This window comes from Pseudonocardia sp. HH130629-09 (assembly GCF_001294645.1).
GTDB lineage: Bacteria > Actinomycetota > Actinomycetes > Mycobacteriales > Pseudonocardiaceae > Pseudonocardia.
The window spans coordinates 1,193,583-1,218,242 of record NZ_CP011868.1 but is presented as its reverse complement, the minus strand read 5'-3'; the positions used below and the strand labels follow the sequence as shown (position 1 = coordinate 1,218,242).

At 74.2% G+C, this 24,660-nt stretch carries 23 protein-coding genes; 13 read left to right on the top strand and 10 right to left on the bottom strand.

The window, feature by feature from the left end:
• The first annotated feature begins 30 nt into the window (after positions 1–30).
• A complete protein-coding gene (locus tag XF36_RS05395) occupies positions 31–1,683 on the top strand; it encodes a glycoside hydrolase family 13 protein (protein ID WP_060711141.1) in 1,653 nt (550 codons plus the stop codon).
• 78 nt (positions 1,684–1,761) lie between these two features.
• On the opposite strand, the gene XF36_RS05390 is transcribed toward XF36_RS05395, so the two are convergent.
• Complete coding sequence (locus XF36_RS05390; protein WP_082375181.1) at positions 1,762–2,715, bottom strand: SDR family NAD(P)-dependent oxidoreductase; 954 nt, start codon at positions 2,713–2,715, stop codon at positions 1,762–1,764.
• A gap of 175 nt (positions 2,716–2,890) precedes the next feature.
• Here XF36_RS05390 and XF36_RS05385 point away from each other — a divergent pair, with 175 nt between their 5' ends.
• The 10 genes from XF36_RS05385 (at position 2,891) to XF36_RS05340 (ending at position 12,893) form a co-directional block, all read left to right on the top strand.
• A complete protein-coding gene (locus XF36_RS05385; protein WP_060711140.1) occupies positions 2,891–3,469 on the top strand; it encodes a TetR/AcrR family transcriptional regulator in 579 nt (192 codons plus the stop codon).
• Between the two features lie 88 nt (positions 3,470–3,557).
• The gene (locus tag XF36_RS05380; protein ID WP_060711139.1) at positions 3,558–4,082 is read left to right on the top strand and encodes a MarR family winged helix-turn-helix transcriptional regulator; all 525 of its coding nucleotides are present in this window, start codon (positions 3,558–3,560) and stop codon (positions 4,080–4,082) included.
• Between the two features lie 135 nt (positions 4,083–4,217).
• Positions 4,218–5,486: an FAD-dependent monooxygenase gene (locus XF36_RS05375; RefSeq protein ID WP_060711138.1), complete on the top strand. Its 1,269-nt coding sequence runs from the start codon at positions 4,218–4,220 to the stop codon at positions 5,484–5,486.
• Positions 5,487–5,498: 12 nt separating this feature from the next.
• Positions 5,499–6,905: an MFS transporter gene (locus XF36_RS05370; protein ID WP_060711137.1), complete on the top strand. Its 1,407-nt coding sequence runs from the start codon at positions 5,499–5,501 to the stop codon at positions 6,903–6,905.
• Entirely contained in the window at positions 6,902–7,687 is a 786-nt protein-coding gene (locus XF36_RS05365; RefSeq protein WP_060711136.1) for an FAD binding domain-containing protein, read from the top strand. The genes XF36_RS05370 and XF36_RS05365 overlap by 4 nt, the downstream gene beginning before the upstream one ends.
• Complete coding sequence (locus tag XF36_RS05360) at positions 7,680–10,031, top strand: xanthine dehydrogenase family protein molybdopterin-binding subunit (protein WP_060711135.1); 2,352 nt, start codon at positions 7,680–7,682, stop codon at positions 10,029–10,031. Before XF36_RS05365 ends, XF36_RS05360 begins: the two co-directional genes overlap by 8 nt.
• A complete protein-coding gene (locus tag XF36_RS05355) occupies positions 10,028–10,600 on the top strand; it encodes a (2Fe-2S)-binding protein (protein ID WP_082375180.1) in 573 nt (190 codons plus the stop codon). Before XF36_RS05360 ends, XF36_RS05355 begins: the two co-directional genes overlap by 4 nt.
• Positions 10,597–11,250 carry an isochorismatase family protein gene (locus XF36_RS05350; protein WP_060711134.1) on the top strand — a complete coding sequence of 218 codons (654 nt, stop codon included), beginning with the start codon at positions 10,597–10,599 and terminating at the stop codon, positions 11,248–11,250. The genes XF36_RS05355 and XF36_RS05350 overlap by 4 nt, the downstream gene beginning before the upstream one ends.
• On the top strand, positions 11,247–12,104 hold the full coding sequence (locus tag XF36_RS05345; protein WP_060711133.1) for an alpha/beta fold hydrolase: 858 nt from the start codon (positions 11,247–11,249) through the stop codon (positions 12,102–12,104). The genes XF36_RS05350 and XF36_RS05345 overlap by 4 nt, the downstream gene beginning before the upstream one ends.
• Before the next feature lie 60 nt (positions 12,105–12,164).
• On the top strand, positions 12,165–12,893 hold the full coding sequence (locus tag XF36_RS05340; protein WP_060711132.1) for a hypothetical protein: 729 nt from the start codon (positions 12,165–12,167) through the stop codon (positions 12,891–12,893).
• On the opposite strand, the gene XF36_RS05335 is transcribed toward XF36_RS05340, so the two are convergent.
• From XF36_RS05335 to XF36_RS32175, 8 genes are all read right to left on the bottom strand, one after another.
• Positions 12,871–13,788 carry a PfkB family carbohydrate kinase gene (locus XF36_RS05335; protein WP_060711131.1) on the bottom strand — a complete coding sequence of 306 codons (918 nt, stop codon included), beginning with the start codon at positions 13,786–13,788 and terminating at the stop codon, positions 12,871–12,873. The genes XF36_RS05340 and XF36_RS05335 overlap by 23 nt on opposite strands.
• Positions 13,785–15,227: a purine-cytosine permease family protein gene (locus XF36_RS05330; protein ID WP_060711130.1), complete on the bottom strand. Its 1,443-nt coding sequence runs from the start codon at positions 15,225–15,227 to the stop codon at positions 13,785–13,787. The genes XF36_RS05335 and XF36_RS05330 overlap by 4 nt, the downstream gene beginning before the upstream one ends.
• A gap of 12 nt (positions 15,228–15,239) precedes the next feature.
• A complete protein-coding gene (locus XF36_RS05325; protein ID WP_060711129.1) occupies positions 15,240–16,217 on the bottom strand; it encodes an ADP-ribosylglycohydrolase family protein in 978 nt (325 codons plus the stop codon).
• Positions 16,218–16,237: 20 nt separating this feature from the next.
• Positions 16,238–16,942, bottom strand: coding sequence for a GntR family transcriptional regulator (locus XF36_RS05320; protein WP_060711128.1), 705 nt, complete (start codon positions 16,940–16,942; stop codon positions 16,238–16,240).
• A gap of 117 nt (positions 16,943–17,059) precedes the next feature.
• A complete protein-coding gene (locus tag XF36_RS05315) occupies positions 17,060–17,806 on the bottom strand; it encodes a maleate cis-trans isomerase family protein (protein ID WP_060711127.1) in 747 nt (248 codons plus the stop codon).
• On the bottom strand, positions 17,803–18,849 hold the full coding sequence (locus tag XF36_RS05310) for a leucyl aminopeptidase (protein ID WP_060711126.1): 1,047 nt from the start codon (positions 18,847–18,849) through the stop codon (positions 17,803–17,805). The genes XF36_RS05315 and XF36_RS05310 overlap by 4 nt, the downstream gene beginning before the upstream one ends.
• A 98-nt stretch (positions 18,850–18,947) precedes the next feature.
• A complete protein-coding gene (gene aroQ, locus XF36_RS05305; protein WP_060711125.1) occupies positions 18,948–19,547 on the bottom strand; it encodes a gamma subclass chorismate mutase AroQ in 600 nt (199 codons plus the stop codon).
• Positions 19,548–19,914: 367 nt separating this feature from the next.
• Positions 19,915–20,070 (bottom strand): hypothetical protein, encoded by a 156-nt coding sequence (locus XF36_RS32175; RefSeq protein ID WP_168169459.1) that lies wholly within the window; start codon positions 20,068–20,070, stop codon positions 19,915–19,917.
• A gap of 196 nt (positions 20,071–20,266) precedes the next feature.
• Between XF36_RS32175 and XF36_RS05300 the strand changes: the two genes are divergently transcribed.
• Positions 20,267–22,003 (top strand): pyruvate dehydrogenase, encoded by a 1,737-nt coding sequence (locus XF36_RS05300; protein ID WP_060711124.1) that lies wholly within the window; start codon positions 20,267–20,269, stop codon positions 22,001–22,003.
• A 10-nt stretch (positions 22,004–22,013) separates the two neighbouring features.
• Here XF36_RS05300 and XF36_RS05295 read toward each other — a convergent pair whose 3' ends face one another.
• Positions 22,014–23,234 carry an ROK family transcriptional regulator gene (locus tag XF36_RS05295; RefSeq protein ID WP_202968479.1) on the bottom strand — a complete coding sequence of 407 codons (1,221 nt, stop codon included), beginning with the start codon at positions 23,232–23,234 and terminating at the stop codon, positions 22,014–22,016.
• A 45-nt stretch (positions 23,235–23,279) separates the two neighbouring features.
• Between XF36_RS05295 and XF36_RS05290 the strand changes: the two genes are divergently transcribed.
• Positions 23,280–24,488 carry an MFS transporter gene (locus XF36_RS05290; protein ID WP_060711123.1) on the top strand — a complete coding sequence of 403 codons (1,209 nt, stop codon included), beginning with the start codon at positions 23,280–23,282 and terminating at the stop codon, positions 24,486–24,488.
• Positions 24,489–24,660 lie beyond the last annotated feature (172 nt).

Genomic DNA, 24,660 nt, shown 5'->3' with positions numbered 1-24,660 from the left:
CCCCGCCCACGATCCGTACCCGGGAGCATCATGTCCGTGCACGAGCAGGACTGGTGGCGCAACGCCGTCGTCTACCAGGTCTACATCCGAAGCTTCGCCGACGGGAACGGCGACGGGACCGGTGACCTCACCGGCCTGCGCAGCAGGCTCGACCATCTCGACCGGCTCGGCGTCGACGCGATCTGGATCAACCCCTGGTACCCGTCTCCGCTGGCCGACGGCGGCTACGACGTGGCCGACTACCGCGCGATCAACCCGATGTTCGGCGACACCGCGCAGGCCGAGGCCCTGATCGCCGAGGCGCACGAGCGCGGCATCAAGGTGCTGCTCGACATCGTCCCGAACCACCACTCCGACGAGCACGTGTGGTTCCGGCAGGCGCTGGCCGCCGGCCCCGGCTCACCGGAGCGCGAGCGCTACATCTTCCGCGACGGCCGCGGCACCGACGGCGCGCTGCCGCCCAACAACTGGCAGTCGATGTTCGGCGGGTCCGCGTGGGAGCGGGTCGTCTCCCCCGACGGGACCCCGGAGCAGTGGTACCTGCACCTGTTCGACATCCGACAGCCGGACGTGAACTGGGAGCACCCGGAGATCCGCGCCGACTTCGAGGAGACGCTGCGCTTCTGGTTCGACCGGGGTGTGGACGGGTTCCGCGTCGACGTCGCGAACTCGATGGTGAAGGAGCCCGGGCTGCCCGACATCGTCGAGGGCGTCAACGACGTCCAGGACGGCAGCCACCCCTACCTCGACCGCGACCGCGTGCACGACATCTTCCGGTCGTGGCGCCGGATCGGCGACACCTACGACCCGCCGCGGGTGTTCGTCGCCGAGGCCTGGGTGCCGGACCCGCAGCGACTGGCCCGCTACCTGCGCCCGGACGAGCTGCAGACCGCGTTCAGTTTCAACTTCCTCACCGCCGCCTGGCTGGCCGACGACCTGCGCGCCAACATCGACGACGCGATCGCCGAGAACACCCGGGTCGGCGCACCGGCGACCTGGGTGCTGTCCAACCACGACGTCTGCCGGCACCCCAGCCGGCTGGCCCGCAAGCCCGAGGCCGGGCGCGGCTGGAACCTCGACGACGTGATCGCCCTGCCCGCCGACCCGGAGCTCGGGCTGCGCCGGGCCCGCGCGGCGACGCTGCTGATGCTCGCGCTGCCCGGCACCGCGTACCTCTACCAGGGCGAGGAGCTCGGGCTTCCCGAGGTCGAGGACATCCCGACCGACCGGCTCGACGACCCGACCTGGGAGCTGTCCGGGCACACCCTGCGCGGACGCGACGGCTGCCGCGTCCCGCTGCCGTGGGTCGCGGACGCGCCGGGCTTCGGCTTCGGCCCGTCCGGCGAACCGTGGCTGCCCCAGCCCGCGGTCTTCGCCCGGCACGCCGCGGACGCCCAGGAGGCCGACCCGGACTCGGTGCTGCACCTCTACCGCGACGCGCTGGCCATCCGCCGCGCCCACCCCGCGCTCGGCGGCGGCACCCTGACCTGGCAGGAGTCGCCGGAAGGCACGCTGGCCCTGACCCGCACCTCCGACGCCGGCGACGGCGGCTTCACCTGCCTGGTGAACGTCTCCTCCGCGCCGGTGTCGCTGCCCGAGGACGCCGAGGTGATGCTGGCCAGCGGCCCGCTCACCGCGCGCGGCGAGGTCCCGGCCGACACCGCGGTGTGGCTGCGCCACTGAGCTGCACCACTGAGCTGCGTCACTGACTCCTCCTCCACCACGACGGCCGGGCCGGGCGGGTGCCCGGCCGTCGGCGACTCAGGCCACGATGGGCAGCCCGGCGAACCAGACCTCGCGCAGCGTGCGCTCGGTCCAGCGCCAGACCCGCCGCGCGACGACCGGGTCGAGCGCGTGGGTGGCGACCCCGCCCGCCACTCCCGGCCCGACCGGTCCCGCCTCCGCGAGCCCGGCGAAGTAGCGCCCGCTGATCCCCCCGACCAGCGGTGACGCCGCAGCCAGCACGACCGTCGCGGCCCCCTGCTCGGGGTCGACCCCCACCGGGCCGGGGTCGGCGGCGTTCACCGCGATCCCGTCGCCCGACCAGCGACGCGCGGCCTCGACCGCGTGCAGCAGCGCCGCACTCCGGGACCGGGCGTGGGCGAGGTGGGCGTCGTAGCGCTCGTCGGAGAAGTGCGGGTCCTCCGGGTCGAACGCCGCGTCCCGGTGGGCGGCGGAGGTCGCGGTGACCACCCGGGCGCCGTCGACCGCGGTGAGCGCCCAGTGCAGCCCCGAGGTGAGCGACGCCGGCCCGAGGTGGTTGACGGCCAGGTGCAGCTCCCAGTCGTCGACGGTGCGGGTCAGCGGGGCACCGGCGACGGCGGCGGCGTGCACGAGCATGTGCAGCGGGCCGTCCCACAGCCGCACGAAGCGGGCGACCGAGCGCTGGTCGGACAGGTCGAGCTCGCCGACGGCGACGCGCTCGTTGCCGGTGTCGGCGACGATGCCGTCGCGGGCGACGGCCCCGGCCTCGGCGTCGCGCACGGCGAGGGTGACCTCGGCCCCGGCGGCGGCCAGTGCGCGGGCGGTGGCGAGACCGACCCCGGTGGTGGCACCGGTGACGACGGCGCGCCGCCCGGTGAGGTCGACGCCGGCGAGGACGTCGGCGGCGGTGGCCGCGGCCGGTGCGACCGGGAGGACGGCGGCCGCCGTCGAGGTGGTCGAGGTGATGGTGGAGACGGGACGGGATCGGTCGGTCGTGGAGCGGAACAGCATGGCGTGATCCCTTCTGAGCACCGGGTACGCGGTCGGTGACGTCGTCGTTGCGTCGCCGTGTCCCCGGGGACAAGTAAGCGGAGGATCCTCCGTATGACTCGGGACTCTATCCGGAGCATCCTCCGGATCGCAAGACGTATCGTGGGATCGTCAGTCCACCCGAGGAGGAACCGTCATGGGCACCAGCACACGTTCCGGCCTGCGCGCGGACGCCGCGCGCAACCGGGAGCTGCTGCTGGCCGCGGCCGTGCGCGCGTTCACCGCGGAGAGCCGCGGCGGCCCCGCCACGACCCTCGACGGCATCGCGAAGGACGCCGGCGTCGGCATCGGCACGCTCTACCGGCACTTCCCGAACCGGGACTCCCTGGTCGAGGCGGTCTACCGCAACGAGCTCGACCGGCTCTGCGCCGCGGCCGAACAGCTGCGCACCGAGCTGCCCGCGGACCAGGCACTACGGGCCTGGATGGACCGCTTCGTCGACTACGTGATCACGAAGAAGCACCTCGCGGACTCACTGCACGCTCTCGTCGCCTGCGGGCACAACCCGTTCACCCAGAGTCGCGAGCGGATGGTCGAGGCCGTCCGACTGCTACAGCAGGCCGGCGTCGCCGACGGCACCCTGCGCGACGACGTCGACGCCGCGGACGTGCTCGTCGGCACCAGCGGGATCTGCATGGCCGTCGCCGACCCACAGGCACGCGAGCAGGCCGGACGACTGCTCGACCTGCTCGTCGACGGCCTGCGTCCGCGCTGAGCCCCGGCCCGGGCACCCGGGGTGATCGTCCGGACACGTAGGATCCGTCCCCGACGAGGGCACTGGCCCGGACGAGCACGGAGGCATCATGGGCGAGCCGTTGCGCCGCGGAACGGACCGCGGGGAACACCGCCGCCCGGCCGTCGTGACCGCTCCGCCGGCCGACCTGGTCGCCGCCCCCGGCTACGGCGCGCGCCGCATGTACCAGGCGTACCTCGCCGCCTGGAGCCGCCACGTCGACCCGGTGCTGACCGGCCCGCAGTTCGCGGTGCTGTCGGCGATCCGCGCCTACCCGGAGTCCGACCAGAGCTCGCTGGCCGGCGCCGTCGCCCTGGACACCTCCACGATGGCCGACGTCTGCCGCCGGATGGAGCGCCGAGGACTGATCGTGCGCACCGAGTCCCCCCGCGACGCCCGGCGCAAGATCCTCTCCCTCACCGGCGACGGCGCGGCCGCCCTCGCCGAGGTCACCCGCCGGACGCGGCGCCTGGACGCGGAGCTGCTGGCCGCGGTCCCGCAGGACCGGCGCTCGGAGATCGCCGGCCTGCTCAACACCCTCGGCGCCCACTGGGAGGCTGTCGCGGAGCGGACGTCGCTGCCCGGCGACGACTGAACCCGCCCGCCCCGTTACGTCCCGGTTTCCCTTCCGGTTCGTTCCCACGAGAACCTTGCGTATCCGGATAGTACGTGCTCGGATTACTTCTCGTGCGGGCCACGTCACAGGTCCGCCGGATGCGAGGAGGTAGTCGTGGCACCCAGCCAGTCCCTGGAGATCACGGTCACGGGCGGCGGCCTCGGCGGGCTGACCGCCGCACTGGCCCTGCGCCGCCAGGGCTTCCGGGCCACCGTGCTCGAGGCCGCGCCGCAGCTCGGCGAGGTCGGCGCCGGGATCCAGACCGCCCCCAACGCCAGCCGCATCCTGTTCGGCCTGGGGCTGCGCCGGTCGCTGGAGCGGATCCACACCGCCCCGCAGGACCAGGTGCGGCGGCGCTGGGCGGACGGCTCGATCATCGCCCAGCTCCCGCTCGGGCAGCAGGTCGTCGAGGCCTACGGTGCGCCGTACTGGCACTACCACCGCGCCGACCTGCACCGGGTCCTGCTCGATGCCTGCCTCGACCCGGACGGCCCCGGCCCCGCCGTGACCGTGCACACCGACGCGAAGGTCGTCGAACTCGACCGCAGCGACCCGGACCGCCCGGTGGCCGTCACCGCGCGCGGGCTGCGCGTCGCGGGCGACGTGCTGGTCGGCGCCGACGGCATCCGGTCCGGGGTGCGCGACCTCGCCGGGTTCGACGACACCCTCGCCTTCTCCGGCGAGATGGCCTACCGCGCCCTGATCCCCGGCGAGCTGATCGCCGCGGACCCGGCGACCCGGTTCCTGCTCGACCGCTACCACTCCACGATCTGGTACGGCCCCGGCAAGCACCTGGTGCACTACATGATCCGCAGCGGCGAGTACCTCAACGTCGTCGCGATCGTGCCCTGCACCGAGCAGGTCGAGCGCGACTGGAGCGCCCCCGCCACCGCCGAGGACCTCGTCGCCGACTTCGCCGACTGGGACGACCGCGTCCCGGCGATGCTGTCCAAGGCCAAGGACGACGTCTCGGTGTGGGCGCTGTACCGGCGCCGCCGCGACCCGGTCTGGCTCGACGGCCGGGTCGCCCTGCTCGGCGACGCCTGCCACGCGATGCTCCCCTACCAGGCCCAGGGCGCATCGCAGGCGATGGAGGACGCCGCCGTGCTGGCCGAGGAGCTCGGCGCTGCCGGCCGCGGCGGGATCGACACCGCGCTCGCGCGGTACGTGCAGCGCCGCGCCAAGCACGCGGGCGTCGTGCAGGACGCCTCGCTGCAGAACATGGACTTCTACCACCTGCCCGACGGCCCCGAGCAGCGCGAACGCGACGAGAAGCTGCGCCGCTTCCAGGGCGAGTCCGACGTGTCCTACGACTGGCTGTGGCGGGGTTCCCCGTTGAACGATCCGGACGACGAGTCCGTCACCTACCCCTTCGCCCGATAGAGGAGCACCGACATGCGTACCGGAGACCAGGTCGTCCAGGACCTGCCCTGGCGCTGGGGCGTCCGGGGGAAGATCTTCCTCATCGGCGGCCTCGGCTACATGTTCGACGCCTGGGACGTCGCCCTCAACGGCTTCCTCACCCCACTGCTCGGCGTCGAGTTCGACCTCTCGACCGGCCAGCGCGGCCTCGTCGCGACGGCCAACCTCATCGGCATGGCCGTCGGCGCCGTCGCGTTCGGCACGATCGCCGACCGGATGGGCCGCAAGCGGGTCTTCAGCATCACGCTGCTGATCTTCGCCCTGTTCTCCGTACTGGGCGCCTTCTCCCCCAGCTGGGAGGTCTTCCTGGCGCTGCGCTTCCTGGCCGGCATCGGGCTCGGCGGCTGCATCCCGGTCGACTACGCGATCGTCAGTGAGTTCTCACCCCGGCGCTACCGGGGCAAGGTGCTCGCCGCGATGGACGACTGGTGGCCGATCGGCGCCACCCTCGCCGGGCTGTCGGCGACCCTGCTGGTGCCCGTCGAGGGCAACTGGCGCTGGATGCTCGCGCTGATGGTGCTGCCCGCGCTGCTGCTGGTCTGGGTCCGCCGCGGCGTCCCGGAGTCCCCGCTCTACCTGGCCCGGACCGGCCGCGAGGCCGAGGCCCGCGCCGTCATCGACGACATGGTCCGCCGCACCGGCGCCCCCGTCGAGCAGTACACGATCACCGCCGCCGCGCCGGAGCCGACCACCTCGCGCCGCCGCGGTCTCGGCGCGCTGGCCGAGCAGCTGCGCATGGTGTGGTCGTTCAACCCGCGCATCACCGGCGTCGCCTGGTCGCTGTTCATCACCGTCATGGTCGTCTACTACGCCGCGCTGTCCTGGATGCCGTCGATCCTGCGGGCCCAGGGCATGGGCGAGGTGGCCGCGTTCGCCTCCACCACGGTCATGAACGCGGTCGGCATCCTCGGGGTCATCACCTCGGTGCTGCTGGTCGAGGTCGTCGGCCGCAAGTGGGTCATCGGCGTCGCGGGACCGTGCGCCGCACTGTCGCTGGTCGTGTTCTCGCTGGTCATGGGCTCGTCCACGGCGGCGGTCGCGATGATCGCGGTGTTCGGGTTCTTCGCCCTGGTCGTCATCCCGGTCATGTACGCCTACGTCTCCGAGCTCTACCCCACCGAGCTGCGGGCCTCGGGCTTCGGCTGGGCGTCGTCGTCGAGCCGGGCGGTCACCGGGTTCGTCCCGCTGATCTTCGGCAGCCTGCTGTGGCCGGTGCTGGGCCTGCCGCTGACCTTCACGCTGATGGCGCTGCTGGTGCTGGCCGCGGTGACGTTCATGGCGCTGGGCGCCCCCGAGACCCGGGGTCGCGAGCTGGACCGCATCACCGGCGACGAGCAGACCCTCGACGCGCCGGCCGTGGAGCGGGTGGAGAAGGCGTGAAGCCCGCCGCGTTCACCTACCACCGGGCGTCGTCGGTGCGCGGGGCGGTCGACCTGCTGACCGAGTTGGCCGACGACGAGCCCAAGCTGCTCGCCGGCGGGCAGAGCCTGGTCGCGATGATGAACTACCGGATGGCCCGCCCCGGGCACCTGATCGACCTCACGCACGTGCCGGGCCTGGCCGGCATCCACCGCACCGGCGGTGCACTCCGGATCGGCGCACTCACCACGCACCGGGCCGTCGAGCGGGCCGACCTCGGGCCGGACTTCGGGGTTCTCCCGGCCGCGATGCGCTGGGTCGGGCACCTGCCGATCCGCACCCGCGGCACCGTCGGCGGGTCGATCGCGCACGGCGACGCCACCGCCGAGTGGTGTCTGCTGGCCGTGCTCCTCGACGCCGTGGTCGTCGCCGAGGGGCCGGGCGGGCGCCGCGAGATCCGGGCGCGGGAGTTCTTCCTCGGTCCGTTCACCACCGCCCTGGCCCCCGACGAGGTGATCGTCGAGGTCGTGTTCCCCCGGCCCGCGCCGCGGGGGGCGCTCACCGAGTACGCCGACCGGCGTGGCGACTTCGCCGTCGTCGCGGCGGGGGTGGACCTGGACACCGAGGAGGTCGTGCTCGGTGGGGTCGGCGCCGTCCCGCTGCTGGTCGGCCCGGCCGGGACGCCGTCGGAGATCGCCGACGGGCTGGAGCTGCGCGACGAGGCCGGGATCCCCGCGGCGTACCGCCGCGGCCTGGTCCGCACCCTCGTCGCCCGGGCACGGGAGGAGGCCGCCGGTGGCTGAGCCCGGATTCCGCCGCGACGGCAGCTGGGTCGGCGCGTCCGTCCCGCGCCGGGAGGACCCGCGGCTGCTCACCGGCCGCGGCCGGTTCGTCGACGACATCACGCTGCCCCGGATGCTGCACGCCGCGTTCGTGCGCAGCACCGAGGCACACGCCAGGGTGGTCGACGTCGACCTGTCCGAGGTCCGTGCGGTCCCCGGCGTCGTCGCCGCGTTCGCCGCCGCCGACCTCGCCCTGCGCGACATCACCGCGTTGCTCGACCGGCCGATCGAGGAGTTCGTCCCGACCTCGATGCCGGTGCTGGCCGGGGAGAAGGTCCGCTACGTCGGCGAACCGCTCGCGATCGTGCTCGCCACCGACCCCTACGCCGCCGAGGACGGGGTGGAGGCTGCCCTCGTCGGGCTCGACCCGCTCGACCCGGTGGTCACCGAGGCCGCCGCGCTGGCCGCGGCCGGCCCGCCGGTGCACGACGAGGCCCCCGGCAACGTGCTCGTGGACGTGTCGCTGTTCGCGACCGAGGGCATCGACGACGTGTTCGCCGACGCGCACACGGTCGTCTCGGTCGAGGCACGGACCGGTCGGCAGAATGCGCTCCCGCTGGAGACCCGCGGCGTCGTCGCCGACTGGGACGACCGCGACGAGCAGCTGGTCGTGCGCACCTGCACCCAGGTCCCGCACCAGGTCCGCACGGTCCTGGCCCGCTGTGCCGGGCTCGACGAGAGACAGGTCCGGGTCCTGGTGCCGGACATGGGCGGCGGCTTCGGGCAGAAGTGCGTCGTCGGCCGGGAGGAGATCGCCGCCGCCGCCGCGAAGCGGCTCCGCCGTCCGGTGAAGTGGATCGAGGACCGGCGCGAGGCGCTGACCGCGAGCTTCCTGGCCCGCGAGCAGCACTACACCGCCCGCGCCGCGTTCACCGCCGACGGGGAGATCCTCGCCCTGGAGTCCGACGTCGTCTGCGACATGGGCGCCTACTCCTGCTACCCGTTCACCGCGGGCATCGAGCCGCTGATGGCCTCGGCGGAGATGCCCGGCGTCTACCGGGTGCCGGCCTACCGGGTGCGCGGCCGTGCGGTCACCACGAACAAGGCGCCGACCGCGCCGTACCGCGGGGTGTCCCGGCCGCAGTACGTGATGGTGATGGAGCGGCTGATGGAGCGCGCCGCCCGCGAGCTCGGGCTCGACGCCCTGGAGGTCCGCCGCCGCAACCTGATCACCGAGTTCCCCTACCGCGGGGTCAACGCGATCACCTACGACCCGGGGTCCTACCGGGAGTCGCTGGACCTGTGCGAGCAGGTGCTGCGCGACGAGGGCTGGCCCGGGCGCAGCCTGTCCGACGGCCGGGTCCTCGGCATCGGCTACTCCTGCTTCTCCGAACGCACCGGCTACGGCTCCGGCGCGTTCGCGGCGCGGAAGATGCAGGTCGTCCCCGGGTTCGACCTGTCCCAGATCACGATGGACCTGGACGGCACGGTCACCGTCACCACCGGCACGCTCTCGCACGGCCAGAGCCACGAGACGACCTTCGCCCAGATCGTCGCCGACAGGCTCGGCCTGCCCTACGACAAGGTCACGATCGTCCAGGGCGACACCGACCGGATCACCTACGGGTGGGGCTCGTTCGCGTCCCGCTCGGTGACGATCGGCGGGTCCGCGGCGGCCGCGGCGGCGGTGAAGCTGGGCGACCAGCTCCGTGCCCTGGCCGCACACCTGGCCGGGACCGACGTGGACTCGGCCCGGCTCGACGGCCGCGGCGGGGTGCGCGCCGGGGACCGCACGTTCTCCTACGCCGAGCTGGCCGACGTCGCCTACCTGCGCGCGCACCTGCTGCCCAAGGAGGTCGGGCCGGGCCTGACCGCGACGGCGAGCTTCGACGTCGGCGGCGACGGCACTTTCTCCAACGCCACGCACGGCTGCGTCGTCGCGCTGGACCCGGGCACCGGCGGCGTGGAGATCCTGCGCTACGTCTGCGTCGAGGACTGCGGCGTCGCCATCCACCCGCGCGTCGTCGAGGGGCAGGCCCGCGGCGGCATCGCCCAGGGCATCGCCGGGGCGCTGTTCGAGCAGGTCGTCTACGACGAGCTCGGCCAGCCGCTCGCGCCGAGCTTCATGGAGTACAAGGTCCCGACCGCCGCCGAGATCCCCGACGTGCGCATCGAGCACCTCGAGACGCCGTGCGCGTTCACCGCCGACGGCGCGAAGGGCGCGGGCGAGGGCGGCACGATCGGCGCCCCCGCGGCCGTGCTCAACGCCGTCAACGACGCGCTGCGCACGACCGGCGTCGAGCTGGACTCCACCCCGATCCCCCGCGCCGCCCTCTTCGCGGCCCTGAACCAGGAGGCATCGTGACCGACGTCCAGCTGGTCGAGCTGACCGTCAACGGCGAGCGTCACGAGCTGGCGATCCCGCCGCGCCGCACGCTGGCCGACGTGCTCCGCCACGACCTGGGGCTGACCGGCACCCACGTCGGCTGCGAGCACGGGATCTGCGGGGCGTGCACCGTGCTCGTCGACGACGCGCCCGCCCGGGCCTGCCTGCTGTTCGCCGTGCAGGTGGAGAACGCAGCGATCCGCACGGTCGAGTCGCTGTCTGGGCCCGACGGCGGGCTGTCGGACCTGCAGCGGTGCTTCGGCGAGCACCACGGTCTGCAGTGCGGCTTCTGCACCCCCGGGTTCCTGATGCTGGCCGAGGGCTACCTCGCCGAGTCCCCCGACGCGGATCGCGAGGAGATCCGCGAGGTCGTGGCGTCGAACCTGTGCCGGTGCACCGGCTACCAGACCATCGTCGACGCCGTGGAGGACTGCGCGGGCCGGCGCCGCGCCGCGCTGCAGTCCGCACTGGACTCCGCACCCCGTTCCGCACCGCAGTCCGCACCGCAGTCCGCACCGCAGTCCGCACTGGACGGAGCATCCGCATGAGCCCGCACGCCACCGGTCTGCACGGGGCCGGCACCGACGCGACCTACGCAACCGCCGGGTTCGGCGCCGCCGCGCGGCGCGGGACCCGGCCCGCGGTCGTCGTCGTGGACCTGACGGTCGGGTTCACCGACCCCGCGCTGCCCACCGGCAGCGAGCTGTCCGAGGTCGTCGCGGCGACGTCGGCGCTGGTCGGGGCGGCCCGCCCCCTCGACGCCCCGGTGGTGTGGACGACGATCGCCTACACCCCCGCCGAGCTCGACACCCTGCCCTGGCTGGTGAAGGCGCCCGGCATGCGCTCGCTCGTCGAGGGTTCGGCCGCCGTCGGCTTCGACCCCCGGCTCGACGTCCGCGGCACCGACCACACCCTGACCAAGAAGGGTGCCTCGGCGTTCTTCGACACCGGGCTCGCGACCCTGCTGCAGTCCTCCGGTGTGGACACCGTGCTGGTGTGCGGGGCCACCACCTCGGGCTGTGTCCGCGCGACCGCCGTCGACGCCGTCCAGTCCGGGTTCGGCGTACTGGTGCCGCGTGAGTGCGTCGGCGACCGCGCGGCCGGGCCGCACGAGGCGAACCTGTTCGACATCCACGCCAAGTACGGCGACGTGATCGGTCTCGACGACGCGCTCGCCTACCTGAAGGGACTCCTGTGACCGTCACGTCCACCCGTCTCCGGCAGGTCCGCCAGGACGCGCTCGCCGACCTCGCCTACGTCCCCGCCGTGTCCCGCTGGGTGCGGCACGGCGACCTGGCGCTGCACGCCCTGGACCACGGCGGCGACGGCGTCGCCGTCCTGGTCCTGCCCGGCATCACCAGCCCCGCGGTGACGATGGACTTCGTCGCCCGCGAGCTCGTCGACCTGTGCCGCCCGGTGGTGCTCGACGTCCGCGGTCGCGGGCTGTCCGACACCGGCGACTCCTGGACCCTCGACGACTACGCCGGTGACGCGCTGGCCGTGCTCGACGCGCTGGACCTGGGCCCCGACACGGTGCTGTTCGGGCACTCGATGGGCGCCCGGATCGCCGCCGTCGCCGCCACGCGACGGCCGGTCGGCGGCGCCGTGCTCGTCGACCCGCCGCTGTCGGGACCCGGCCGCTCGCCGTACCCGACGACGCTGGAGGCGTTCCTGGGCCAGCTGCACGAGGCGCAGCACGGCACCGACGCCGACGGGGTCGCGCGGTCCTGGCCGCGCTGGCCCCGCCGCGAGCAGGAGCTGCGCGCACGCTGGCTGTCCTCCTGCGACGAGGCCGCGATCGCCGCGACGCACGCCGGGTTCGAGTCCGAGGACTTCTTCGACGTCTGGCCGAGCGTCCCGGCGCCGGTGACCCTGCTGTACGGCGCGGACTCCCCCGTCGTGCCCGCGTCCGGGGTCGCCGAGCTCGCCGCCGCCCGGCCGGACGCCCGGCTCGTCGCCGTCCCGGACGCCGGGCACATGGTGTTCTGGGACAACCCGGCCGAGGCGCTGGGGCTGCTGCGCACGACGCTCACCGGGCTCCTCCCGAGCTGACCCCGCCCCGCCACGCCGCCCCGGCTCCCGGGGCGATCGGCGCGGGCCTACCGTCTCGGTGTGCAACCGTGCCCGCGCCCGATCACGTCCCTGCTGCGGGCGGCCGTCCTGCTGGTGGCCGCCCTGCTCCTGGCAGGCTGCTCCGCCGACCGTCCCGCCGCCTCGTCGGCGCAGGACACCGAGCCCTGGCCGGGACAGACCGCCTCGGAGCGGGTCGGCGCTCCCGGGTTGGAGGCGCTGCGGACCAAGTTCCGCTTCTACGCCCAGGACCCCTGCTGGACGGGCGACGCGGCGAAGGTCTTCCCGCGCTGCGGCCGGTTCACCACCGAGATCCGCAACGTGCTGCCCCAGGTCCGGCAGGACGCACCCGCCGCGGCCGCGCAGGCCGACCTCGTCGGGAAGGCGCTGGACGACTTCGCCGCGAAGGGCTGCCAGGCCGACCCGGGAACCCTCGCCGAGGGCGACGCCACCGTCTGCGGCCCGGCGTTCCGCGCGGTCCAGGAGACCGTCCAGGGCATGGCGACGGCGGCGGGCGCGGAACCTGAGGGGCCCTGCCCCATCCATCCCGGCGCCCCGGCCATGCTCGCCAGGAGTGGAGTTCGGAGTGCAGTCCGCCCACCTCCACGCTCCACTCCTGGCGATCATGGAACGGCGACGCGCACCCCGGCCGGCCCCGGCGCGTCGATCGGCGAGCCCGCGGCGGGAGCGGCCCCGCCATCCCGCGGCTACGGAGCACACCGCCGTCCCGCGGCGACGGCGCGCACCGTCACCCCGCGGCGGCCCCGGTGAGGAACGCGTCCAGCTCCGCCCGGGTCGGCGCCGTGGCCGGCCCGTGCCGGGTCACCGCGAGCGCCGCGGCCGCACCGGCCCGGGCGACCGCCTCCGACCACGCGGTGCCGCGCAGCAGCTCCGCGGCCAGGACACCGCAGTGCGCGTCCCCGGCGCCGTTGGTGTCGACGGCATCCACCACCGGCGCCGGGACGTCCTCCACCGCCCCGTCGCGGACGACCACGCAGCCCGCGGCTCCGTCGCGGACGACCACGGCCGCGTCGTCGCGCAGTTGCCGGGCCAGCGCCCCGGCGGCGCGCGCCGGGGTCGGCTCCCCGGTCAGCAGCCGCGCCTCCCGCGCGTTGGTGCTGAGCACCCCGGTCGCGGCGAGCATCCGCTCCCACAGCGTGTCCGGCACGTCCGTGACCAGCGGCCCCGGATCGAGCAGCACCGTCGCCGACGCCTCCTCGGCCGCGGCGAGCAGCGCCCCGGCCTTGTCCGGGACGAGCAGGCTGTAGCCGGACACGTAGAGCACGTCGTCGGCGGTGGTCGCGGGAAGCCCGGCGGGTAGCGCGGTCTCGACCCCGCTGCCGGTGACGAAGGTCCGTTCCCCGGAGGGGTCGACCAGGGTCACGCAGATCCCGGTGTCGCCACCGGGGTCGGGCGGCGCGGTCACCGTGACACCCTCCGCGGCCAGCGCAGCCCGCACCAGGTCGCCGTGCGGACCGGCGCCGTGCCCGCCGGCGTAGAGGACCTCGGCCCCGGCCCGGGCGGCCGCGGCGACGACGTTGAACCCGCCGCCGGGCAGCATCGTGGTGCCGGTGGCGAGCACGTCGCCGCCCGGCGGGGGCAGCGCGGGAACCTGCATGACCAGGTCGACCAGGACCTGTCCGGAGTGGACGAGCCGCCCGGTCACCGCTGCTCCCGGGCCCCGCCCAGCGCGGCGTACACCCCGGCCGCGACGACGAAGGTGATCACCCAGGCCAGCCCGTTCTCGCCGAACCAGGTGCCGGCGAGCGGCCCGGTGAACCACGGCTCCGACGACGGCCCGACGGTGGCGAACAGGTAGCCGACGACGATCGCCAGCGCCCAGGCCGCCGTCGCCCGCGGCTCGATCCCGCCGCGGTACCAGTAGCCGCTGCTGCGCGAGGTGTCCATCAGAGCCACCGGGTCGTAGTGACGGCGACGCAGCATGTCGACGGCGAACACCCCGACCCAGGCGGTGATCGGCACGGCGAGGGCGCTGATGAAGGCGATGAACGGCGGGTAGAAGCCGTCGGCGATCAGCATGAAGTAGATCGCGCCGACGAAGGTCACGAGCACGTCGACGACGACGGCGTACACCCGCGGCAGCCGCACGCCCAGGGTCAGCGTGGTCAGCCCGGCCGAGTAGACCGACAGGTGGTTGGACAGCAGCAGCCCGCCGAACGCGGCGACCAGGTACGGGATCGCCATCCACGCGGGGAGCAGGTCGCGGATCGCGGCGACCGGGTCCTCGGCGGTGGCCAGGGTCGGGTCACCGGCGGCGAGCAGGCTGCCCAGCGAGATCAGCAGCACCAGCGGGATGCCCGCACCGGCCGCGGCCGAGGCGACCAGGGAGCCGGCCCGCACCGACGGGGACTGGTAGCGGGACATGTCGGCCGAGGCGTTGGCCCAGCCGATGCCGGTGCCCGCCGCGATCACCCCGACCGCGGCGACGACCGCACCCGACAGCGCGGGGGCGGCCGCGGCGACCGCGGCCCAGTCGACGGTGGCGACCAGGAACCCGCCGACGACGATGTTCAGCGCGCCGAACACCCAGGTCGCCCAGCGCTGCACCGCGACGAGCACCGCGTGCCCCAGCCCGGCGACGAGCACCGTGCACAGCACGAACACCGCGATGCAGACGATCGTGATCACCGGGTGGTCCTTCGCCGACGGGCTGGTGCCCGCGACGATCGTGACCAGCGACAGCAGCGCGAACGCGGCCGTGGTGGTGTTGACCGTCTCCCAGCCCAGCCGCGACAGCAACGACACCAGGGTCGGGCCGATGTTGCCGCGGGTGCCGAACACCGCGCGCGACAGCGTCAGCCCGGGTGCCCCGCCGCGCCGCCCGGCGATCGAGACGGCGCCGACGATCGCGAACGACCCGACGCTGCCGAGCACCGCGGCGATCACCGCCTGGGTGATGTTCAGCCCGGAGGCGACCAGCGTCGCGCCGAGCGGGAGACCGAGGATGGAGATGTTCGCGGCGAACCAGACCCAGAAGAGCTGCCCCGGGCGGCCGTGCCGTTCGGCGACCGGGACGGGTTCGATGCCGCGGGTCTCGAGCGTGCCGGTCCCGGCGGTGCCGGTGTCGGTCGTGCTGGTGGCCATGTCGGCCTCCTGTCAGGATGGAAGGCGGAGGCGGAGCAGCCCCTCGACCACGTCGTCGAGGGGATCGAGCAGGGCTGCGTTGACCCGGCGAACGGTGCGGACGAGGTCGGCGGGCAGTGCGGCGGCGCCGTGCACCGCTCCGACGACCGCGCCGCAGATCGCGGCGACGGTGTCGGTGTCACCGCCCAGCGAGGCGGCGGTGACCAGCGCGGCCCGGGGATCGTCGCCGAGGGCGGCGGCGAGCCCGAGGGCCGCGACGACGGACTCGGTCGCGGTGACCGAGGTGCCGACGACGTCGACGACGGTGTCGGCGAGCGCGGCGCGGTCGAGCCCGGGCAGGACCCGGAACGCGACGTCGAGGCGGGCGGCGACGTCGGCGCCCGCCGCCCAGCCGCCACGTCGCGCACCGGCCCGGGCGGCGTCGAGCGCGGCGTCCAGCGCGGCAGGGAGCCCCGCGCCGGACACCCCGGCCGACACCGCCGCGGCCACCGCGGCGGCGGCCGCGATCCCGGGTGCGGTGTGGTGGGTGACGACCGCGGACTCCACCACGGCGTCGAGGAGCCGCGGACCGGTGTGCGCGATGCCGACCGGCGCGACGCGCATCGCGGCGCCGTTGGTGACGCCGTCGCGGCCCGCGAGCTCCGGCGGCTCACCGTCCGCGAGCCGGGTCAGGGCCCGGCGGGTGGACGGGCCGAGCAGGTCCAGCGACCCGCGCCGGATCATGTCCTGCTCCCACGCCTCCAGGGCACCGGCGAACACCCGGGCCGGGACGTGGCCCCCGTGGTCGAGCAGGATCCGGGCGAGCAGCAGCGCCTGCTCGGTGTCGTCGGTGACGGTGCCTGCCGGGAGCTTCGGGGCGATCGGCTGGTCGTCGGCGCCGTCGAGGAGCCGGTCGACGACGCCGTAGCGCTCGGTGATCGCGGCCCGGGACAGCGACTGGGTGGGCATCCCGAGGGCGTCGCCGACGGCGAGGCCGAGCAGCGCGCCCATGGCGCGGTCGTGCGGGTCTTTCACCGCTGCTCCCCGAACCCGAGGTGGAACCGGAAGCGCTGCGGATCCAGCAGGCTGACGACGTGCTCGACGAGCCCGCCGCGGGCGTCGCGGGTGACCCGGACGGCGCGCAGGAACAGCTCGCCGGGCTCGCGTTCGAGGGTGACGGCGTCGGCGGTGTCGAGCGGGGCGACCGAGATCCACTGCTCCCCCGCGACGCCGAGCAGGCCCGCCGCGGCGAAGGTGGCGGTGATCGAGCCGTCGACGAGACCGGTCTCCGGGAGCCGGGCGAGGTCACCGGTGGCGGGCAGCGAGGCGGTCTCCAGCGAGACCGGGACGGACCCGGCCCGCCGCAGCCGGCGCACGGTGACCAGCGGCCCCTCGTACCCGGTGGGACCGGGGTCGCCGCCCGCGGCGATGCCGAGCAGCTCGGTGCGGACGGCCGCGCCGGACGCGGCGAACGCCTGCGCCCAGCCGAGCCGCTGGTCCAGGGGCGACCCGTCGAAGGTGACGAACGAGCCGACACCGGTCTCGGTGGTGATGAGGTCGCGCCGCGCGAGCTCGGCCAACGCGCTGCGGACCGTGCCGCGGGAGACGGCGTAGGTGCGGGCGAGCTGGTTCTCCCCCGGGAGCTGTTCACCGTTCGGCAACCGGCCGGAGCGGATCCGCCCGGCGAGGTCCTCGACGAGGCGCGCCCTCTTGGAGCGGCCACCCTGTTCAGACATGTACAAACATGTACAGCAGCACGGCGCCCCCGTCTACCCCCACGTCGGCACCGGTCCCGATCTCGTGATCGGGCCGCGGACACGACAGAGACCCGTGTGCCGGTGCGGCACACGGGCTCAGCCGGCGAGCAGCGCCCCCGCCCCGGGCACCCGCGGCTCCAGCCCGAGCTCGGTGAGGATGCGGTGCGCCGTCGCGGTGGCCGCGGACAGCACCGGGATCCCCGCGTCCTCCTGCACGGCCTCGATCGAGGGCAGCGACGGCATCTGCACGCACGCGCTGAGCACCAGCGCGTCGGCACCGGTCAGGTCCAGCCTGCGCCAGTGCTCGCGCAGGTCGGCCGGGTCGAGCCGGGCGACGGCGAGGTTGTCGGGCACCTCCAGCGACAGCGAGTCGACGACCCGCACCCCCGCGTCCTCGAGGTAGTCCACGACCGCCTTCGTCAGCGGCTCCAGGTACGGCGTGATGATCGCGACCCGCTGCGCCCCGAGCGCGGCGATCCCCGACAGCAGCGCCCCCGCGCTGGAGACGACGGGCGCCTCGGAGCCCTCGGCCCGCAGCGCAGCGGTGATGTCGTCCTCGGCGGTGCAGTGGTAGCCAGGGCCCTGCGCCATGATCGCCACCAGGCAGGCGGTCGCGACGACGTCCGGGCGGGCGTCGGCCAGCTCGGCCGCGGCCCGCCGGGCCTGGGCGTTCATCGCCCGCAGCTGCTCGGGCGTCACGTGCTGCATCCGGGCCCGCGCCGCGTGGAAGACGAACCGGTCGTCGGGCAGCACGTCCTCGCGGGCGCGCAGCATCCGCGGGAGCTCGGTCTCCATCGTGAGGTTCGAGCTCGGGACGATCATCCCCACGTGGTGGTCGGTCATCGCTTCCCCACCGGGCGCATCTCCGGGACGGTCAGCTCCCCGGCGTCGACGATCAGCTCGTCGTCGAGGAACAGCGAGTTGTCGCGCATCGGGATGTCGAAGTGGCAGGCGGTGTCGTTCGGGCCGCCGAGCTCGTTGTTCGGACCGATCGAGAACATGACGTTGCCGTAGAAGCTGCGCAGCTCCATGCCCATGCCGCCGCCGAACTGGGTCAGGCCGTGCCAGTGGGCGCGCTCGTCGAGACCCCAGCCGACGTGGCTCATGCCGTAGCCGCGCGGGTCGTCGAAGCTCTCGATGTAGGAGCGCAGCAGGTCCGCGTCGAGCCCGGAGGAGCCCGCGCCACCGCGGATGTCGCGGATGAAGCCCTCCTCGATGGTGATCTCGACCGGGGTCTGCACGTAGGTGTTGAACGGCAGCAGCACGTCGCCGGGAGCGAGGACGATCTTCCCGTCGACGCCGTCGTCGGCACCGCCGGTGAACACGAACGCGGCCGGCCAGTGGTCCCAGCGGCCGGGGATGTCGGTGTAGCCGTACTCGCTCATCGTCGGGTACATGCCGAGCCGGTAGGTGACGTCGGTGCCGTGCGGGCTGGTGATCCACATGGTCGACGCCTTGGCCAGCAGGTCCGCGCCGGTCTCGACGCGCTCGCGCAGCTCGGTGGTCGGCATCAGCCGGGCCAGCAGCTCGGGCGGCTCGACCGCGGTGAGGATGCGGGTACCCGCGTCCTGGATCGCGAACTGCTCGGCACTGAACAGCAGGAACGTGCAGTCCACGACCATGTCCGCGGCCTTGAGCGCGTCCACGGCCAGCGGGATGTTGCCCAGGCCGGAATCGCCGACCGCCCAGGTGCCGCCCGCGCTCGCCGGCGACGGCAGCCGCATGTGGTAGCCGGTCGCACCCAGCTTCTGGATCGCCCAGAGGAAGGCGTCGGCGTACTCGGTCCGTTCCGCGCCCCGGGTGAGGACGACGACCGTCTCCCCCTCGTGCACGCCCGACAGCGTCAGCTGCTGCAGGCAGATGTCGTTGAACAGGTTCTGGTCCATCGCGCACCTCCGTGTCTCGTCCGATTAATCCGAGCACGTACTATCCGAATACGCAATACCTTGCGACGAGCGGAAACGGCACCGTCACACGGGACGGATCAGCCGGGGGCGCCGTCGCAGACGGACTTCAGCGACCGCCCGAGGGCGTTGCGGTGGACCTCGTCGAGCCCACGGGCCTGCTCGACCGCGGTCTGGGCCAGGATCGACGGGCACTCCTCGTTCGCCCGGGCCGGAGCGGCCGGCTTCAGCGCGGCCACCAGCTCGTCGCCGATCCGGTCCAGCTGCGGCCGCACCCGGGCCAGCTCGGGCCGCTGCGCGGGACGGGTGTCGGGCCGGTCGGCCCACTGCCGGATCAGGTCGTTCTGCACCTGGGTGCTCGCCGCGATCTGGTCGGCGACGATCCGGGCCGCCCAGTCGGGGTCGACGCCGTCGCGGGTCGCGTCGGCCCGGGTCTCGGCGACGACGGCCGCCTCCCGTGCCGGGTCGGTGAGGGCCGTTCCGGTGCCGAACTTCGCCGCGGCCACCTGGTCCGAGATCCGGGCGCGCTGCGCGGACAGCTCCACGATCCGGATGAGCCCGTCGGCCGGGGACGCGCCGGGCGGGCCCTCGGTCAGCGGGAGGGGCTGGTCGCCGCACCCGGCCAGCAGTCCCAGGGCCAGGACGGCCCCGGCCAGTGCGGTACCGCGTCTGCCGATCACAGCGGCGAGCCTACGACCGCAGCGGTCGCGCCCCCCGCCGCCCGCGACATTGAGCCTTTTTCAACCTGCCGTTCCGGCAGCTCAGGGGCCTGGTTGTGTGGGTGCAGACGCCGAGCTAGCGAGCCGGTGACCTGTGCAGCTGTGGTCAGAGCAGTTGCGCTGCAACCTTCGCGATCTCCTGACGCAGAAGCTCGCTGGTCAGGTTGAAAAAGGCTCATTCCCGGAATCCGACCCTCCGGTGATCTTTTCGCCACGACACACCGCGGGGATGCGTTTCCGGTCTCCCGGACACGCACCCCCGCGGCAAATGCGGCGACGCCGGCCGTCGCCCGGTCCGCGGGTTTCCGCGGCGGGCCGGCCGGCCCGGTCAGAACCAGGCCTTGCGCCCTCCCACCGGACGTCCGATCGCCCCCAGGATCAGCAGGACCACACCGACGATCACCAGCAGGCCGCCGAGGTAGTAGAGAATGGGGATACCGGTGAAATAGCCCACCAGCAGCAGGATCAGACCAAGAATGATCATTTCGCGTCCCCTCCCAGGAATGTGAGGGGAAAGTACTCACGCCCGGATGGTTCCGCAGCGCGGGAATCGATTCCGATGCCCGATTCGTGACCTGCCGTGCGCCGGGCGGTACGCGGGGACCGTCACACGCCGGAACGGTTCGGCCCGGCGCCGGAGAGGGAACACGGCTCTCGCACCCGAGCGCGAGGAGGACGACATGGGCCGCACCGTGGCCGACCAGATGATCGAGCTGCTGCACCAGGCCGGCGTCGAACGGATCTACGGCCTGGTGGGCGACAGCCTCAACCCGATCGCGGACGCGATCCGCCGCGACGGCCGCATCCGGTGGGTGCACGTGCACAACGAGGAGGCCGCGGCGCTCGCGGCCGCGGCGGAGGCCCAGCTCACCGGGCGGCTCGCGGTCTGCGCCGGCAGCTGCGGCCCCGGCAACACGCATCTGATCCAGGGTCTGATGGACGCCCACCGCACCGGTGCACCGGTGCTGGCGATCGCCTCGCACATCCCGTCGGTCCAGATCGGCACCGGCTACTTCCAGGAGACCCACCCGGAACGGCTGTTCACCGAGTGCTCGGCGTACTGCGAGCTGATCTCGCGGCCCGAGCAGATGCCGCGGATGCAGCGGATCGCGATGCAGACCGCGCTCGCCGAGTCCGACGTCTCGGTGCTGGTCCTGCCGGGCGACGTCAGCGCGCTCGACGCCCCGAACGACACCGGCTCCTCGCACCTGTCCCCGCCCACCGGCGTCGTGCGACCGTCCGAGGAGCAGGTGGCCGAGCTGGCCCGGCTCGTCGACGCCGCGGACACCGTGACGCTGTTCGTCGGGGCCGGCATCGAGCGCGCCCGCGAGCAGGTGCTCGCACTCGCCGACAGGGTGAAGGCACCGATCGGCCACTCGCTGCGCGGCAAGGAGTGGATCCAGTACGACAACCCCTACGACGTGGGCATGTCCGGACTCCTCGGCTACGGCGCCTGCTACGAGGCGACGCACGAGGCCGACCTGCTGATCCTGATCGGCACCGACTTCCCCTACGACTCGTTCCTGCCCCAGCGCGGCACCGTGCAGATCGACGTCGACCCCGCACGCCTCGGGCGTCGCACCCTGCTGGAGCTGGGCGTGCACGGCGACGCCGCGTCCACCCTGGACGCGCTGCTGCCGCGGATCGCGGAGAAGACCGACCGCTCCTTCCTCGACCGGATGCTGCGCAAGCACGCGGAGGCGCTGGAGAAGGTCGTCGGCGCCTACACCCGTAAGGTCTCCGACCTGCGCCCGATCCACCCCGAGCACGTCGCGGCGGTCCTCGACGAGGAGATGGCCGAGGACGCGATCGCCACCGTTGACACCGGCATGTGCAACGTGTGGGCGGCGCGCTACCTGTCCCCCAACGGCCGGCGCCGGATCATCGGCTCCTACCGGCACGGGACGATGGCCAACGCCCTGCCGCACGCGATCGGTGCGCAGTTCGCGTACCCGGACCGCCAGGTCGTGTCCCTGTCCGGCGACGGCGGGCTGACCATGCTGCTCGGCGAGCTGCTGACCGCGGCCGAGCACGACCTGCCGCTGACCGTCGTCGCGTTCAACAACGGGTCGCTGGGCATGATCCGGCTGGAGATGATGGTCGCGGGCTACCCGTCGTTCCAGACCGACCACGGCCCGGCCGACCTGGCCGGGATCGCCCGCGCCGCCGGCCTGTACGCCGAGGCCGTCGACGACCCGTCGGACGTGCGCGCCGCGCTGCGCCGGGCGCTGGACCACCGCGGCCCGGCGCTGGTCGACGTGCGCACCGACCCGAACGCGCTGTCCATCCCGCCGCACATCACCGCCGCGCAGGTCCGCGGGTTCGCCCTCGCCGCGACCCGCACGGTGCTCGACGGCGGCGTCGGGAGGATGGTCGAGCTGGCGCGCAGCAACCTGCGGTCGATCCCGCGCCCCTGAGCGGGGCGCGTCAGCCGGCGCGGGCGGCGAGCCCGGGGGCCGAGACCGCGTGGTCCAGCGCGATCGCGGCGGCGCCCCGGAGCACGCCGTCCTCGCCGTGCGCGTCGTCGTGCACCCGCGGCGCGAGGGCGCGACGGAAGGCCATCAGCCCGTCGTCGTAGGCGACGGCGAACGCCTCGGGCGCCGCGGCCCGCAGCGCGGGGCCGAGCCCGGCCAGCACGACGACCTCCGGGTCGTGCGCGTTGACCAGCCCGGCGGTCCCACGGGCCAGCGACGCCGACGCGCTCGTCACCGCGGCCGCCGGGCCGGGCTCGCCGGCCGCGGCGCGGTCGAGCACGGCGCGGGCGTAGCTGTACGGGGCGTCCGGCTCGGGCTCGCCCAGCATCCTGGCCAGCGCACGGCCGTCGACGCCGGTGGTCCAGCAGCCCCGCGCGCCGCAGGCGCAGCGGGCCGCCGGGTCGCCGAAGGGCAGGTGTCCCAGCTCCCCCGCCGCGCCCCGGGCACCGGCCTGGGCGCGCCCGTCGAGCAGCAGCGCGCCGCCGATGCCCACCTCGACGGTCAGAAACAGCGCCGTGCCCGCACCGGCCGCGGCACCGTCGCGGACCTCGGCGATGCCCGCGAGGTTGGCGTCGTTACCGACCAGCACGGGCAGGCCCGGCCCGGCGCCGATCCGGCGCACGTCCAGCGGGCTCCAGCCCTGGCCGCCACCGGTCTCGGCGAAGTGCTCGTCGACGACCGTCGCGGCCACCCCGACCCCGACCGCCACCACCGGTCCGGGTGCCTGCGCGACCAGCTCACCGACCATCCCGTCCAGCTCCGTGGCGACGGAGTCCGGATCGCGACGCCGGTGCGGGCCCGACCGCACCGCGAACGGCACGCCGTCCAGCCCGGCGAGTCCGGCCCGCCATCCCTCGAACCGCACGTCGACGGCGACGACGCCCGGCCCGGCCGGGTTGGGTGTCAGGGTGGTGGTCGGCCGACCGCGCCCACCGCAGGGGGCGCGCTCCTCGGTGACCCAGCCAAGGTCACGCAGCCGGGCCGCGATCTCGGTGGCCGAACCGCTGGCCAGGCGCAGCCGCCGGGCGAGCTCGACACGGGTCAGGCCGGGCTCGCGCCGGACCTCGGCCAGCACCTCGGCGGTGGCACGCCAGCGGTCGGTCTCGGCCCGTCCGGGGCGTTCGCCCGGATCGGCGGCGGGCCCGGAACGTGAACCCGCCGACATCGCGGTCATCGTCGTTGACACCTCCGGCCTGCCACGATTTATCCTCGCGGCACGATGAAAAAGGCTCTCACCTCGCCCCAGTCTCCCACCACCGGGCTCGCGCTCGCCGCGATGGCCCTCGGCGGCCTGGCCATCGGCACCACCGAGTTCGCCTCGATGGGTCTCCTGCCCGCCTTCGCCGCCGACCTCGGCGCCACCGTGCCGCAGGCCGGAACCGCCATCAGTGCCTACGCGATCGGCGTCGTCGTCGGCGCGCCGGTCCTCGCCGTGCTCGGCGCACGGTGGCCGCGCAAGCACCTGCTCCTCGCCCTGGCGGGCGCGCTGGCGGTGGCCAACGTGGCGTCGGCCTTCGCCCCGACCTTCGGCACCTCCGTCGTGACCCGGTTCCTGGCCGGACTGCCGCACGGCGCCTACTTCGGCACCGCGTCGGTGCTCGCGGCCTCGCTGGTGCCGCGCGAGCGGCGCCCGCGCGCCATCGCCACCGTCATGAGCGGACTGATGATCGCCAACATCGTCGGCGTGCCCGGGGCGACCTGGCTCGGACAGGCGGCGGGCTGGCCGGCCGCCTACCTGACCGTCGGCGTCGTCGCGGTGGTCACGATGCTGGCCGTGTGGCGCCTGGTCCCCGACGTCCGCGAGGAGCGCCGGGGCTCGATCCTCGGCGAGCTCTCCGCGCTGCGCCGCGGCCAGGTGTGGATCACCATGGCGGTCATCGCGACCGGGTTCGGCGGGTCGTTCGCGGTGTACAGCTACATCACCCCGGTGCTCACCGAGGTGTCCGGCCTGGCCGCCGCGGCCGTGCCGCTCGCGCTCGCCGTGTTCGGCCTCGGCATGACGCTGGGCAACCAGGTCGGCGGCCGGCTCGCCGAGGCGGCGCCGGTGCGCACGATCGCGGCCGGCCTCGGCGCCGCCACGGTGTCGATGGCCCTGTTCGCGCTCACCGCGTCCTCGCCGGTGTTCGCGCTGCTGGCGCTGTTCTCCCTGGCCTTCACCACCACCGCGACCACCCCGGCGCTCGCGACCCGGCTGATGGACGCCGGCCGGGAGGGCCCGACGCTGGGCGCGGCGCTGCACCACGCGGCGTTCAACGTTGCGAACGCCCTCGGTGCCGCACTGGGCGGACTCGTCCTGGCCGCCGGGTGGGGCTGGACCTCGCCCGCCGCCGTCGCGACGGTGCTGCCGCTGCTGGGCCTGGTCGCCCTGTGGCAGGCGGTGCGGATGGAGCGCGCCGAGCGGCGCGCGGAGCTCGCCCTGGCCGCCTGAGCACTCCCGTGTAAACGAGAGGTGTCGATCGGATCACCTCTGGGAAGCCTGCCCCCGAGTTGATCGTTTCGTTGAACAACGATCCCGACGGGAGGAGACCCGCGATGACCACCGGTCTGCACGAGGACGTCCTGGACGGCGCTGTCCCGGACGGCGGGGGCCTGTACAGCGA